General features: G+C 71.3%; 11 protein-coding genes, 2 tRNA genes and 3 pseudogenes. 7 read left to right on the forward strand and 9 right to left on the reverse strand.

Annotated elements, in window-relative coordinates:
* Positions 1-45: 45 nt before the first annotated feature.
* A tRNA-Lys gene (locus tag AB0M62_RS18110) sits at positions 46-119 on the reverse strand.
* A gap of 183 nt (positions 120-302) precedes the next feature.
* On the opposite strand from AB0M62_RS18110, the gene AB0M62_RS18115 reads away from it, so the two are divergent.
* The 6 genes and pseudogenes from AB0M62_RS18115 to AB0M62_RS18140 all read left to right on the forward strand — a co-directional run.
* Positions 303-1,847, forward strand: a complete 1,545-nt coding sequence (locus AB0M62_RS18115) for a peptidoglycan-binding protein (RefSeq protein WP_366075291.1) — start codon at positions 303-305, stop codon at positions 1,845-1,847.
* A 2,015-nt stretch (positions 1,848-3,862) separates the two neighbouring features.
* A pseudogene (locus tag AB0M62_RS18120) lies at positions 3,863-4,777 on the forward strand (SPFH domain-containing protein); the annotation flags it as partial.
* Between the two features lie 53 nt (positions 4,778-4,830).
* On the forward strand, positions 4,831-5,481 hold the full coding sequence (locus AB0M62_RS18125) for a nucleoside/nucleotide kinase family protein (protein ID WP_366075197.1): 651 nt from the start codon (positions 4,831-4,833) through the stop codon (positions 5,479-5,481).
* 96 nt (positions 5,482-5,577) lie between these two features.
* Positions 5,578-6,168 (forward strand): lytic polysaccharide monooxygenase, encoded by a 591-nt coding sequence (locus tag AB0M62_RS18130; protein WP_366075198.1) that lies wholly within the window; start codon positions 5,578-5,580, stop codon positions 6,166-6,168.
* Between the two features lie 89 nt (positions 6,169-6,257).
* Positions 6,258-6,621, forward strand: a pseudogene (locus AB0M62_RS18135) (AMP-binding protein); the annotation flags it as partial.
* 32 nt (positions 6,622-6,653) lie between these two features.
* Positions 6,654-6,863, forward strand: a pseudogene (locus AB0M62_RS18140) (LuxR C-terminal-related transcriptional regulator); the annotation flags it as partial.
* A gap of 55 nt (positions 6,864-6,918) precedes the next feature.
* Here the strand turns inward: AB0M62_RS18140 and AB0M62_RS18145 are convergent.
* The 6 genes from AB0M62_RS18145 to ehuB form a co-directional block, all read right to left on the reverse strand.
* A tRNA-Lys gene (locus tag AB0M62_RS18145) sits at positions 6,919-6,992 on the reverse strand.
* Between the two features lie 119 nt (positions 6,993-7,111).
* The gene (locus AB0M62_RS18150; RefSeq protein ID WP_366075199.1) at positions 7,112-7,870 is read right to left on the reverse strand and encodes an IclR family transcriptional regulator C-terminal domain-containing protein; all 759 of its coding nucleotides are present in this window, start codon (positions 7,868-7,870) and stop codon (positions 7,112-7,114) included.
* Positions 7,871-8,096: 226 nt separating this feature from the next.
* Positions 8,097-8,852, reverse strand: a complete 756-nt coding sequence (locus AB0M62_RS18155) for an amino acid ABC transporter ATP-binding protein (RefSeq protein WP_366075200.1) — start codon at positions 8,850-8,852, stop codon at positions 8,097-8,099.
* Positions 8,842-9,492: an ectoine/hydroxyectoine ABC transporter permease subunit EhuD gene (gene ehuD / locus AB0M62_RS18160; protein WP_366075201.1), complete on the reverse strand. Its 651-nt coding sequence runs from the start codon at positions 9,490-9,492 to the stop codon at positions 8,842-8,844. Before ehuD ends, AB0M62_RS18155 begins: the two co-directional genes overlap by 11 nt.
* Complete coding sequence (gene ehuC, locus AB0M62_RS18165) at positions 9,489-10,148, reverse strand: ectoine/hydroxyectoine ABC transporter permease subunit EhuC (RefSeq protein WP_366075202.1); 660 nt, start codon at positions 10,146-10,148, stop codon at positions 9,489-9,491. The genes ehuD and ehuC overlap by 4 nt, the downstream gene beginning before the upstream one ends.
* Positions 10,145-11,020, reverse strand: a complete 876-nt coding sequence (ehuB, locus tag AB0M62_RS18170) for an ectoine/hydroxyectoine ABC transporter substrate-binding protein EhuB (RefSeq protein WP_366075203.1) — start codon at positions 11,018-11,020, stop codon at positions 10,145-10,147. Before ehuB ends, ehuC begins: the two co-directional genes overlap by 4 nt.
* A gap of 42 nt (positions 11,021-11,062) precedes the next feature.
* On the opposite strand from ehuB, the gene AB0M62_RS18175 reads away from it, so the two are divergent.
* A complete protein-coding gene (locus AB0M62_RS18175; RefSeq protein WP_366075204.1) occupies positions 11,063-11,566 on the forward strand; it encodes a DUF3830 family protein in 504 nt (167 codons plus the stop codon).
* Here the strand turns inward: AB0M62_RS18175 and AB0M62_RS18180 are convergent.
* Both AB0M62_RS18180 and AB0M62_RS18185 read right to left on the reverse strand, forming a co-directional pair.
* Positions 11,544-12,956 (reverse strand): amidase, encoded by a 1,413-nt coding sequence (locus tag AB0M62_RS18180; protein ID WP_366075205.1) that lies wholly within the window; start codon positions 12,954-12,956, stop codon positions 11,544-11,546. The genes AB0M62_RS18175 and AB0M62_RS18180 overlap by 23 nt on opposite strands.
* The gene (locus AB0M62_RS18185; protein ID WP_366075206.1) at positions 12,949-13,899 is read right to left on the reverse strand and encodes a D-2-hydroxyacid dehydrogenase; all 951 of its coding nucleotides are present in this window, start codon (positions 13,897-13,899) and stop codon (positions 12,949-12,951) included. The genes AB0M62_RS18180 and AB0M62_RS18185 overlap by 8 nt, the downstream gene beginning before the upstream one ends.
* Positions 13,900-14,018: the final 119 nt, after the last annotated feature.

Consider the following 14,018-nt stretch of genomic DNA (forward strand, 5'->3'; position numbering starts at 1 on the left):
ACGTCGAAACCCCCTCACCGGAGGTGAGGGGGTTTCTTCTGTCTGTGCGCCGCCAGGGACTCGAACCCCGGACCCGCTGATTAAGAGTCAGCTGCTCTAACCAACTGAGCTAGCGGCGCCTGCTGACCTGGAGAACTCTACCTGAAGCAGAAGGGTGATACCGACCGGCCACGCCGTTGATTGTCCCATTAATCATCTTTTGGTACGTCAACATGCACTATGTCCAGAGGATAAGCGTCAAGGGGAGCGGACGGGATGGCATGACGATGGCCAGGGCGTTGCCGGCATCAGAGCCGGTGGCGATGCCGGTGCAGGCACCGGTGTTTGAAGAGTTCGAGCCCGCGAGCGACTGCGCTTGCGTGGGATGTGTACGGCAGCGCAGGGCCAGGACCCACGCGTTGCCGCTGAAGGACGGCGGGCACCCGGCCGCACACGGAGCGCGCCGGGCGCTCGTGCTCGCCACCGCGGCGGGGGTCGCGCTCAGTGGCGGTGGCGGAGTGGCGGCTGCGGGCACCGCACCCGAGCACGCGCCGGTCCGGGCGGGCGACCCGGACCCCGGCGAGGGCAACCCGCAGGGCGGCAAGGAGCCGCTGCACGGGCCGCAGGGCAATCCGCCCACCGGGAACCCCGGCGCGCCGGCGATGAAGCCCATCGACCGGGCGACGATCATCAACCGGGCCAGGAAGTGGGTGAGCCAGCGGGTTCCGTACAGCATGTCGCTGTACTGGAGGGACGGGTACCGGCAGGACTGCTCGGGCTACGTGTCGATGGCCTGGAACCTCGGCAGCAACGAGTGGACGGGCAGCCTCGACACGTTCGCCGACCGGATCACGAAGGACCAGCTGCTGCCGGGGGACATGCTCCTCTTCCACAATCCGGCGAATCCGACGAACGGTTCGCACGTCACGATCTTCGGCGGCTGGGCCGACCCCACGCACACGTACTACACCGCGTACGAGCAGACCCGCCCGTACGCCCGCAGGCTGGCCACGCCGTACGGGTACTGGAACAACGCCGACCGCTATGTCCCGTACCGCTACAAGGCCCTGGCGCCGGAGACGCCGGCCAAGCCCGCGACCCCGGCCAAGCCCACGACGCCGACCACACCGGTCGATCCGACCACACCGGTCGATCCGGCGAGCCCGGTCGATCCCGCGACTTCGGCGCCGACCGCGCCGGACTCGTCAGCGGCGCCGACTGTGCCCGCGACGCCGCGCGAGTCCGCCGCGCCCGCCGAGTCCGCCGCGCCCGCCGAGTCCGCCGCGCCCGCCGCGCCGGGTGCGCCCGCGGCACCGACTCCGCCGGCCGACGTGGCGGGCAGCGGCGCCGAGTACCCGGGCGCCGCGTCTTTCGGACCCGGCGCGAACAACGAACACGTCACCCGCCTCGGCGACATGCTCATCGGCCGCGGCGCCGCCCGCTTCTACGGGCGCGGGCCCGGACCGCGCTGGAGTGATGCGGACCGGCTTGCCACCCAGGCGTTCCAGCAGGCACAGGGCTGGAAGGGCGCGGACGCCGACGGGCTCCCGGGCGCCGCGACCTGGCGGCTGCTGGTCCAGAAGGAGGGGAAGGACATCCCCCGCTCGGGGCATGCCGGCGCGAGCGGTGTGCCGGCGTATCCGGGCAAGGGACTTTTCCGGCCGGGGCAGACCGGACCGGAGATCGAAAGGCTCGGCAGGCAGTTGGTGAAGAAGGGCTTCGGCAAGCACTACGTGTCGGAGCCGGGACCGCGCTGGGACGAGGCGGACAGACGCAATGTCGAGGCGTTCCAGCGAGCCCAGGGCTGGCGCGGCGCTGCCGCGGACGGCTACCCGGGTCCCGAGACCTGGCGGCGGCTCTTCGCATGACGGAGGCAAAGATGAGTACAGCGTATTCGCACCCGGAGGGCACGCCCATGGAGCCGGCCGGGCCCTGGCCCGAGCCCGGCGCCGAGGGCCTGCGCGCCCCCGCCCCCATGGCAACCGAGGGGGCGAGCCCGGTGGCTCTGGCAGAGCCGGCGGCCCATGTGGTCCTGGTGGACCCGGCGGACCACGTGTTGCCGCCGGAACCACAGGGCCTGCCGCCCCTGCCGCCCCGGCCGGGCCGGCCGGGCCGGGTCGACGCGGCGGCCCGAGGCAGGCAGGCATGGGCCCGACAAGCGCCGACGCGCCCCGAAGAGGCACCGGCGGACCGCGGCTGGGCGGCGCCCCCGGCGCCCCCGGCGGCGCGGCCCGCCAACCACACGGGCCACGGTGAGGTTCGAGTCGCCCCGGCCGACCCGCAGCGCTATGCGGGCGGGGGCCCGGTGGCCGGGACACACCACGGGGAGGTGCGAGCCCCGCGGACTCCCGTCGGTCCGTTCAACGCGCCTGCTCCGGCTCCGGTGCAGTCCGTGAACGGGTGGCCGGCGAACCCGGCGAACCCGGCGGGTCCGGTGACCCCGGGAGACCCGGGGAACCCGGCGAATCCGGCGGGTCCGGTGCATTCCGTGAACGGGTGGCTTGCGAACCCGGCGGCTCCCGCTCCGGCGGCTCCGGCGGCTCCGGTGTCCGGTGAGTACGGCCCGGAGGCGCGTGCCCCGCGGACTCCCGTCGGTCCGTTCAACGTGGCTGCTCCGGCGGGCCCGGCGCAGCCCGTGAACGGATGGCCGGCGCCCCCCGCGAACCCGCCGACCGTGGCGCGTCCGGTCGACCCGTTGGACGTGGCAACGGCGTACCGCGAGGAGACACGGGCGCCCGAGGCTCCCGTCGGCCCCTTGAACGGAGCGCGGTCAGTGGGCCGGATGGAGCCCGGCCGGCGCATGGCCCAGGTGGACCGCATGGCCCATGCGGCCCCGGCGCAGCCGGTCGAGCGACCGGTCCAGGCCGTGGCCAATGGTCACGTGCCCGCGGGCTCTGCGGAGCCGGTGGAGGTGCCGGACCGGGAGGCCTCTGCCGACCCGCGGGGCCCGGTGGGCCACGGCGGCGCGGTGACCCACGCGGACGCCGGGGTCACCATGCCCTCCGTGGAAGGGGCGAATCCGGTGGAGTCCGGGGAACGCGCGTGGGCTGCCGCCCCGTCGGCCCGGATGACCCATGTGGGCCCCGGCCACTCCGCGGACCACGGGCGCCCGGCGGAGCCGGTCGAGCGGCCGGTCCAGGCCGTGGCCAACGGCCACGTGGTCCCTGCGGGTCCGTCCGAGCCGGTGGAGACGCAGGACCGGTCCGCCCTTGCCTACCCTGCCGGCCCGGTGGGCGGTCCGGGCTTCGGCGATCTCGTCGGGCATGCGGCTCAGCCGGAGCCGGCGGACCTCGCGGGCTGGACGGTTCCGGCCGGCTCCGTCGGTCCGGTGGACCGGCCGGATCCCGTTGCGCCCGCGCATCCCGTTAACGGCGCCGCACGGTCCATGGACGTGGTGGAGCCCGCACACGACGCCGGTCCCGCATCTGCCGCAAGTCCGGCACCCATGGGTGATACGGCGTATGCGGAGGGACACGCCCAGTTCCTACGGCCGGCCCAGCCGGGCGATCCGGCCCAGGCCCAGGCCGTAACTCCGGTCCAGGCCCAGGGCCTTGGCCATGTCGTGGACGCGGCACACGGCACGGGACCGGTGGACGAGTGGGGTCCGCGGGATGCCGCGGGGCCGGTGGACGGTGACCGCGATGCGCACCCCGTCGACGGCGTGAACCGCGACCACCCCGTCGCGCCCCTGAACCACGGGAAAGTTGCCGACGAGGCGGCCGGTGTGGTGGTCGGATCCGCCGCGGACCAGTTCCGCGACGCCGACGACGCCCGGGCGGCCGGGCAACTGCCCGGCACGGTAATCAAGAACGACGCCGGCACCGAGATCCCGGTGCACATGCCGTTCCGCGACGTCTCGCAGAACGGCACGGCCCCGCGGCGCGCCGGGCGGCCCGCGCCGCCCGTCAATCCCGACCTCGTCGAGCACCCCGGACCCGCCCTGCCCGGCTGGGCCGCACTCCTTGCGGGGACGGTCTCGCTGGTCGGGTGTGCCGGGGCGCTGTTGCGGGCCGGGTTCCTGCCCGACTCGGTGGCCCGTGCCACCGGGCTCCCTTCCTACCCGTACAGCGGTCTCGGGCTGGGGCACTGGGCGGTGCTCGCGGTCTGTGGCCTCCTCGCCCTCCTCGCCCTCGGCGGCCTAGGCCGTGGCCGGGTCGGCCACGCGTGGGTGCTGACCCTGTTCGGGCAGTACCGCGGCAGTGTCCGGCGCACCGGGCTGGTCTGGATGAGCCCGCTGCTGATGCACCGACGTGTCGACGTACGGCTTCGGCACTGGCGCAGCGAACCGATGCCCGTCGTCGACGCGAACGGGGTCGCTCTGCGGGTGGTCGTGCTCGTGGTGTGGCAGATCAAGAACACCGTGCGCGCGGCGCTCGCCGTCGCGGACCACGAGGCGTATCTGCGTGATCAGGTCGAAGCGGCGATGGCACGGGTGCTGTCCCAACTGCCGGCCGACGCCTTCCACGACGAGGCGCCGACGCTTCGCGACGCGGAGGCGGTCGGGGACGAGCTCACCCGGATGCTGTCGGCCGAGGCGGAGCCCGTCGGGATCGAGGTGTTCTCGGCCCAGCCGACGCGGATCGAGTACGCGCCGGAAGTGGCGGCCGCGATGCAGCGGAGCCGCGTGGAGGCGCTCGACGCCAAGCACCGCGACAGCGTGCTCACCGCGGTGGTGGACGCGGTGGACGACACGGTGAACCGGCTGACCGCACGCGGACTGGTCGACCTCGACGACTACGAGCGCAAGGCGCTGGTGAAGGACCTGACGGTGGCCTTCTACACGGGGAGGGTCGGATAGGGGGTGTCCGGCATGACCGGCCGGACACCCCCTGCGGGGCTACCCTCTCGCGCATGAATCTGGTGCAACTGGGCGCGCGGGCCTGGGCGGTGGCCGAGCGCGTCGGCGCGCGTCGCGAGGTGCTGGGGATCGCCGGCCCGCCCGGGGCCGGCAAGTCCACCCTCGCGCGCGAGCTCGTCGCAGAGGTGGAGCGGGCGCACGGGGCGGGCTCGGCCGCGTATATGCCGCTGGACGGCTTTCACCTCTCGAACGTCCAGCTGGAGCGTCTCGGGCTGACCGCCCGCAAGGGGTCGGAGCCGAGCTTCGACGTGTGGGGGTACGAGGCGTTGCTGCGGCGGGTGCGGGAGCGGCCGGCGCGGGAGATCTACGTACCGGACTATGACCGCATCCTGCACGAACCGGTCGCCGCGCGGCACCTGGTCGGGCCGGCGGCGCGCCTGGTGGTGACCGAGGGGAACTACCTGGCGTGCGATCTGCCCGGGTGGCGGGAGGCGCGGTCGCTGATGGCGGAGGTCTGGTACGTGGAGGCTCCCGCCGCGGTGCGCCGTTCACGGCTGGTGGAGCGGCAGTTGGCGGGTGGCCGCAGCGCCGCGGGGGCCGAGGCGTGGGTGGAGGGCAACGACACGCCCAACGGCCGGCTGGTCGAGGCCTCGCGGGAGCGGTGCGACCGGATCGTGTGCGGGACCGGTCCGTACGCGCCTTGATATGGACACGGCCAGTCGCTGTCAATAGTCTGGGACTTGGTCTAGACCTGAAGTGCGCACAGCTCGCAGAACTCCCCCACGTTCTCAAGGAGCGTCATGCGTAAAAAGATTGGCGTGGCCGCGATAAGCCTCGCCGTCGCCGGAATCTCCGTAGTCGCCACCGGCAGCGCAACCAGTCACGGATACACCGACCAGCCCATCAGCCGGCAGAAGCTCTGCGCCAACGGCACAGTCACCAACTGCGGCTCCATCCAGTGGGAGCCGCAGAGCGTCGAGGGTCCCAAGGGCTTCCCCGGCGCCGGACCCGCCGACGGCAGGATCTGTGCCGGCGGCAACAGTCAGTTCGCCCAGCTCGACGAGGTGCGCGGAGGGAACTGGCCCGCCACCAGGGTGACGGGCGGCCAGGGGTACAGCTTCCGCTGGCAGTTCACCGCATCCCACGCGACGACCGACTTCAAGTACTACATCACCAGGAACGGCTGGGACCGGACCAAGCCGCTCACCAGGGCCGCGCTCGACCCCCAGCCCTTCATGACGGTCAGTTACAACGGCGCCCGTCCGTCGTCCACTGCCGTCCACCAGGGCACGATCCCCACCCAGAAGACCGGCAAGCACATCATCCTGTCCGTGTGGACCGTGCATGACACGGCGAACGCGTTCTACGCGTGCTCGGACGTGCAGTTCTGACCGTCCCGCCCCTCAGGGGTTGATGGGGAGACCACTGAGCCGGACTCGGCGTCTCCCCATCTGACGACACGTTAATTACCGTACGGCGCATGGCGAACACAGGCACCGTCGCGGAGCTCGTGCAGGCCCAGTGGGGCGACCGCCGGCCCGGGCTGAGAGACGCGGACACCGTCCTCAGCCACCACCAGGCGCGTCCGGCGCCGCCTCGCGGGCGGCACTGCTGGCCGATCTGCTGCCGCGCGGCGCCGAGCCGCATCTGGGTCTGCTGCTCGACAACACTCCGGAATACCCGCTGTGGCTCAGTGCGGCGGCTCTCGCGGGAGCCGCGGTGGCCGGGATCAAGCCTACCCTGCGCGCACCGAACTGGCCCGCGACATCCTGCACACCGACTGCCGGGTGCTCGTCACCGAGCGGGCGCACTTGCCGCTGCTCGCCGGCCTGGAGCTCCCGGGCGCGGGTCCCTTGCGAGCCGACCCGAACGACACGCGCTCGCCCACGTCGCCGCCGGCGGCACGGTCGTCGACCCGGAGGTCGTACGGCCGCTCCTGCGCCGGCAGCGGGATCCGTTGGAGAAGCTGACTCCGCGCGAGCGCGCGGTGCTCGCGCTGGTCGCCGAGGGCGGGTCCAACGCGGCGATCGCCCGCGAGCTGGTGGTCACGGAAGCGGCGGTGGGCAAGCACATCGGCAACATCCTAGGAGGCTCGGAGCACGAAGAAGCCCCCCGCTTCCGCGAGGGGCTTCTTCCGTCTGTGCGCCGCCAGGGACTCGAACCCCGGACCCGCTGATTAAGAGTCAGCTGCTCTAACCAACTGAGCTAGCGGCGCCTGCTGACCCGTAAATAGTACCTGGTCCGCAGGGGTGCTCCCAACCACCCCCGCGGCGCTCGATCAGGCGCCGGGGTGGTCCTGGGTGTGTCTCTCGGATCTGGCCGGGCCGGCCCGTCCTAGATCGCCAGCGACAGCAGCACGGGGGCTGCCCTGCGGTTCAGCGTCTGGGCCGCCGAGCGCAGCCGGTGCGCGTGCTCGATCGGCATGGAGAGCGCCAGGCAGCCCACCGCGGCGCCGGCGGTGATCGGGACGGCCGCGCAGACCGTACCCACCGCGTACTCCTGCAGGTCGAGCACTGGCACGGTGGCCGGCTGGCTGTCCAGCTTGGAGAAGAGGATCTTCTCGTTGGTGATCGTCCGCGAGGTGAGGCGGGCGGTCCTGTGCCGCGAGAGGTGGTCGCGGCGGCCGTTCTGGTCGAGCTGGGTGAGCAGGCACTTCCCGACCGCGCTGGCGTGCGCCGCCGACCGGAAGTCCACCCACTCGTTGACCTTGGGCGTCCGAGGACCGTCGGCGAACTGGGTGATCCGTACCTCGCCGTCGACGTACCGGCTGATGTAGACGGCGGCGCCGACCGAGTCACGCAGTTGGTCCAGGGTTTCCTGCAGCTTGGCCTGCAGAGCCTGCTGGCGGTTCACTCCGGAGCCGAGGAGCACCAGGGAGTCGCCGATCGTGTAGGCCCCGTCCGAGACCTGCACCACATAGCCTTCGCGGCGCAGCATCAGCAGCATGGGGGAGAGGTGAGCGGCGGGCAGACCGGTCTCGCGCGCGATCTGGACATCGGTGACCCCGCCACCGTGCCTGGAAATCGTCTCGAGAACGCGCAGGGCGTACTGCACCGAATGGAACGGCGCGGTCGGCTCGGGCTTCAGCGCCACGGTTTCCCCCTAGCAGGTGTGACCGCTTGCGTTGGCGGCGTCGCAGCTGGTTACGTCCCCCTTGCGATGCGGACCGGCCCCAGAGCTTGGCTTGATACCACGATAGCGGCCAAGCGCCCGATCTGGAGCGGCTGTTGATGAGAATGATGGCGGGCACGGCGCCTCTCAACAGGGGCGCACCACCCTGGCATATGCCAGAGTCACGGTTCCGGACTGATTGGAGAGGTCAGAGCACCGCGCCGAGAAACTCACGGGTACGTTCGTGCCCCGGATCGCTGAAGATTTTTTCCGGGGATCCGGACTCGATGACACGCCCCGAATCGAACATCAGCACCTCGTCGGAGATGTCACGGGCGAAATTCATCTCGTGTGTCACGCAGAGCATGGTGATGTCGGTGGTGCGGGCGATGTCCCGCAGCACGTCGAGCACCCCGGCCACCAGCTCCGGATCGAGCGCCGACGTCACCTCGTCGAGCAGCAGCACCTGCGGGCGCATGGCGAGCGCCCGGGCTATCGCCACCCGTTGCTGCTGGCCGCCGGAGAGCTGGCTCGGCTTCGCGCCGCACCGGTCGCCGAGGCCCACGAGGTCGAGCAGGTCGCGGGCGCGCTCCTCGGCCTCGTCCCTGCTCAGCCCCAGCACCCGGACCGGTGCCTCGGTGATGTTGCGCAGTACGGACATGTTGGGGAAGAGATTGAACTGCTGGAACACCATCCCGATGTTCTTCCGCACCTCGCGGATCTCCTTCTCCCCGGCCGGGAAGAGCCGGCTTCCGTTGACGTCGATCGTGCCCGCGTCGGGCTTCATCAGTGTCATCAGCAGCCGCAGGATCGTCGTCTTGCCGGAACCGGAGGGCCCGATCAGGGTGACGTGCTTTCCCGGCCGGACGGAGAAGCAGAGGTTGTCGAGGACGGTGTTGTCTCCGAAGCGCTTGGTGACGTTCTCGAAGCGGATCAGTTCAGGGGCCTTGAGTTCAGTGGACAAGGCGGCGCTCCAGGGTTCGTACGAGAAGTGAAGCCGGGTAGGCGATGAGAATGAAGGCGATGCCGACGACGGTCAGCGGCTCGGTGTACTGGAAGGTGGACGCACCCTCCAGCCGCGCCTGCTGGAGCATCTCCAGCACGCTGATCCCGGCGAGCAGCGGAGTGTCCTTCAGCATCGAGATGACGTAGTTGCCCAGTGCGGGCACCACGCGGCGGACCGCCTGGGGCAGGATCACCGCCGTCCAGGTGCGGCGGGCGGGCAGGCTGAGCGCGGTGGCCGCCTCCCACTGCCCGGCCGGTACCGCTTCGATGCCCGCCCGGTAGACCTGCGCGGTGTACGTCGAGTAGTGCACGCCGATCGCGATCGTGCCGGTGGTCAGTGCGGAGAACTGCACGCCCCACTCGGGCAGCACGAAGAAGAGGAAGAACAGCTGCACCAGCAGCGGGGTCAGGCGGATGAACTCGGTGACCGCGTGCACCGGCCAGCGGACGAAGCGGGTCGGGGCGCGGAAGCCGATCGCCCAGACCAGGCCGAGAGCGAAGGAGAGCAGTGAGCCGAGCGCCAGGATCTGCAGCGTGACAAGCACGCCGTCCCAGAACTGCGGCATGAAGTCCGCCACCGCGGACCAGTCCCAGTTCACTTGACCACCACTCCCAGATTGGCCTTGGTCCTGCGCTCGAGAACCTTCATCCCGCGGGTGAGGGCGAACGCGATCGCGAAGTAGATCACCAGCGTGACCGTGTAGATCTGCGCGCTGTCCTGGGTCGCGAGCCGGACCAGGTACGCGGCGAACGACACGTCACCGACGCCCAGCAGGGACACCAGGGCTGTGCCCTTGAGCAGTTCGACGAGCAGGTTGCAGAACGGCGGGATCATCTCCGGCACCGCCTGCGGCAGAAGGATCAGCCGCATCCGCTGCCAGGGCGTGAAGCTGAGTGCGATGCCCGACTCGCGCTGGGCGGGCGGAACAGCATTCAGGGCACCGCGGACGACCTCGGCGCCGTACGCGCCGTACGAGAGTCCGAGCGCCAGCACCGCGGCCCACATGGGAACGAGCTGCCAGCCCACGAGCGAGGGCAGCACGAAGAACAGCCAGAACATGAGCACGAGGGCCGAAGTCCCGCGGAAGACCTCGGTGTAGAAACCGGCCAGAAAGCGCACGAAGCGTGAGTGGCCGGTCCGCGCGACACCGACGGCGAAGGCGACGGCGGTGGCGAGCGCCGCGCTGTACAGGGTGAGCTGCACGGTGGTCCAGATGCCCGGGAGCACCCAGTTCTGCCAGAGTCCCGCTGTCATCGGCACAGCTCCTCGGCCGTCAGTTCGGTCATCTCGGCCTGGGTGAAGCCGAACGGCCGCAGGATCCGGAAGAGCTCTCCGCTCTTCTTCATCTTGTGGATCTCGGTGTTGAAGGCGTCACGCAGCTCGGTGTCGGTGGGGCGGAAGGCGAAGCCGCCGCCGTCGATCTTCTTCTTGCCGTCCACGACCGCGGCGAACGGCTTGGTGGCCTCCGCCCTCGCGCTGTTCTTCACCACCTCACGGACGGTCAGCGCGGTTCCGGCGAAGACGTCGACCCGGCCGGACTCGACGGCGTTGAGCCCGGCGACCTGGTCCTGGAGAATCACGATCTCCTTCTCCGGAAAGCCCGCGGCGACCGCGTAGCCGATCTCCGCGTATCCGGTGCCGGTGGCGAACTTCGCCTTCGTCCGCACGACGTCCTCGTAGCTGCGCAGCTGCTTGGGATTGCCCTTGCGCACGATGAACGCGTCGAGCATCTGGTACTCGGGGTCGGCGAAGACGACCTGGGCGCAGCGCTCCTTGTTGATGTACATCCCGGCCGAGACGACGTCGAACTGCTGGGAGTTGAGCCCGGGTATGAGGGAGGAGAAGTCGGTGGCGACCGGCTGGACGCGGCTGATGCCGAGTCGCCCGAAGATCACTTTGGCGAGCTCGGGTGCCTCGCCGGTGAACTCGCCGCGGTCATTGACGTATCCGTAGGGGACCTCGCCGGCGATGCCGAGCCGCACCGTGCCCTGCGTCTTCAGCCGGGCGAGGGCGTCGCCGGAGGGCACCCGGGCACAGCCCGCGGCGCCCAGCGCGCCCGCGGCGCCCAGCGCGGTGGCGCCGGCGAGGAACGATCGTCGGTGGAGGTGGTGTCTGCGTGGAGCCATGGGCGCGCGGCTACCCGGCTCCCGGCGGGGTATGCGGGTGGGATGGCAGACCGATACGTGGACGTGATGCTCGACAAGCGCGGTGTGCGCTGCACCGCGAAACTCCTGGACGACCGGGCCCCGGTGACTTGCGCGGCGGTGTGGGAGGCGCTGCCGCTCGGTGGTGACGTTTATCACGCGAAGTACGCGCGCAACGAGATCTACGCCCTGGTGCCCGCGTTCGCGGCGGAGGAACCTCCTCTGGAAAACCCGACAGTCACCCCCATTCCGGGTGATCTGTGTTATTTCTCCTTCTCGGACACCCAGTTGGGCACGTCCTCTCACGGATATGCCCCCCGGGCCGCCCACCGGGGGCACGGCGCCGTCGTCGACCTCGCCCTCTTCTACGAGCGGAACAACCTGCTGCTGAACGGCGATACGGGCTGGGTCCCCGGCATCGTCTGGGGCACGGTCGTGGAAGGCCTGGACCGGATGGCAGAGGCCTGTCAGGACCTCTGGCGGGCGGGTGCGCTGGGCGAGACCCTCAGCTTCCGCCGGGCAGACTGACGCTGTCCGCCACCCCCGCCTCGTACAGCGCGTGCGCCGCCCGCAGTACCAGGGCGTCCGCGTGCCGGGCGCCCACGATCTGCAGCCCGGCCGGCAGCCCGGCCACCAGGCCGCACGGCACCGTCGCGGCCGGCTGCTGGGTCAGGTTGAAGGGGTACGTGAAAGGGGTCCAGCTCGTCCAGCGGTGGTGGCCGGACCCCTTCGGCACCTCCACGCCCGCCTCGAAGGCGGGAATCGGCAGGGTCGGGGTGACCAGCAGGTCGTACGTGTCGTGGAAGCGGCCCATGCGCCGGCCCAACGCCATCCGCACGTCCACGGCCGCGAGGTAGTCGAGCGCGCTGTACCGCGCACCGCGCGAACAGATCTCCCGCAGCCCCGGATCCAGCGACTCCCGCTGTTTGGGGTTGAAGTGCTGGACGACGCGGGCCGCCCCGCTGAACCAGAGGGTGTGGAAGGCCTCCACCGGGTCGGTCAGGTCCGGGTCGGTCTCCTCGACGTACGCGCCCAGTTCGGCGAGACGCGCGACCGCCCCTCGTACGGCCGAGGCGACCTCGGGCCGGACCGCGACCTGCCCGCCGAAGGACGGCGAGTACGCGATCCGCAGCCCCTTCACCCCATCGGCCCCGGAGCGGAGCGCGTCGCGGAAGCTTCCCTCCACCGGGCCGAGCTGGGACCAGTCCCGCCAGTCGGGCCCGCTCACGACGTCCATCAGCAGCGCCGCGTCCGCGACATCGCGGGTCATCGGTCCGGCGTGCGAGAGCGTGCCGAAGGCGCTCGCCGGATACAGCGGGATGCGCCCGTACGTCGGCTTGAGCCCGAAGATCCCGCAGAACGCTGCCGGAATCCGGACCGAGCCGCCGCCGTCCGTGCCCAGCGAGAGCGGACCCGCGCCGAGCGCGACGGCCGCCGCGCTGCCGCCGCTGGAGCCGCCCGCCGTGCGTGACAGGTCGTACGGATTGCGGGTCACGCCGGTCAATGGCGAGTCGGTCACGCCCTTCCAGCCGAACTCGGGAGTCGTCGTCTTGCCGAGGAGGACCGCCCCGTGTTCGCGCAGCCGGGCCACGGACGGCGCGTCCTCGTCCCACGTGCCGTCCGCGCGTACGGTCTTCGAGCCCCGCAGGGTCGGACCGCCACGCATCAGCAGGATGTCCTTCACCGACACCGGCACGCCGTCGAGCAGCCCGAGCGGCTCCTTGCGGCGCCACCGCTCGGTGGCCGCCTCCGCCTGGTCGAGCGCGTCCCGCGCGTCGATGCGGACGAAGGCGTTGACGCGCGGCTGCACCTGCTCGGCCCGGTCCAGCGCCGCGCGGGTCGCCTCGACGGGGGAGAAGTCGCCTCGCTCGTAGCCGGACAGGAGCCGGCGGGCGGTCAGGCCGGTGAGTTCAGTCATGCCCGGTGACGTACCCACGTTTCTTGTCGACCACGTTCGCCAGCGGCTTTCCGTCTGCCCAGCGCTCGTACAAGTCGACGAACTGAGCCGCGAGTTCATCGCGCCAGCCGACCGTGTCCCCGCTCATGTGCGGCGAGACGACGAGGCCGGGCACGTCCCACAGCGGGCTTTGCTCCGGCAGTGGCTCGTGCGCGAAGACATCGAGTGCCGCGCCGCCGATCGACCCCTTGCCGAGCGCCGCGACCAGATCCTCCTCGACCACGAGGGGCCCGCGCCCCACATTGATGAACCGGGCCGAGGACCGCATCACCGCGAACCGCGCCGCGTCGAACATGCCACGCGTCTCGCCGGTCAGCGGCGCGGCGCACACCACCCAGTCCGCGCCCGCCAGGAGCCGGTCGAGGTCCCCGGGACCGTGCACCCCGGTGCGCCCGGTCCGGCCCACCACCGCCACGGTGACGCCGAGCGCCTCCAGTGTCCGCGCGATCGCCAGCCCGATCGGGCCGGAGCCCACCACAGTCGCACGGGTGCCCGCGACCCGGACCGTCTCCCGGTGCTGCCAGCGCCGCCGCCGCTGGCTCTCCAGCGTGCCGGGGAGGTCCTTGGCGAAGGCGAGCACGAGCCCGGCGACGTACTCCGCGATCGGCTGGTCGAAGACGCCGCGCGCGTTGGTGACCACCGTGTCGGACGAGACGAGTTCGGGGCAGAGCAAATGGTCCACTCCCGCGCTCGCCGTGTGCACCCAGCGGGGCCGCGGCCCGTCCCCCGGCCAGGCGCGGCGTACCGCGTCGGAGGTGAAGTCCCACACCAGCAGCGCGTCCGCGAGCGGCAGCAGGTCCGCGAGCGTGTGCGCGTCGGCGTGCAGTACGCGGGCCCGTCCGCTGAGCCGGCCGAGCCGGGGCGGGGGATCGGCGTCCAGGACGAGGAGAGTGGGCTCCGGCATACGGGAGAAACCTTCCGGAAAGCGGTCCGCAACGGCTGCGCGCTACGACTGGATCACGCACTTGAAATGCGCCTGAGATGTACGGATTGACCACGCTCGCACCGCGCCCTACCGTCGTC

Origin of the sequence: Streptomyces sp. NPDC051219, from assembly GCF_040682335.1 — a bacterium.
GTDB lineage: Bacteria > Actinomycetota > Actinomycetes > Streptomycetales > Streptomycetaceae > Streptomyces.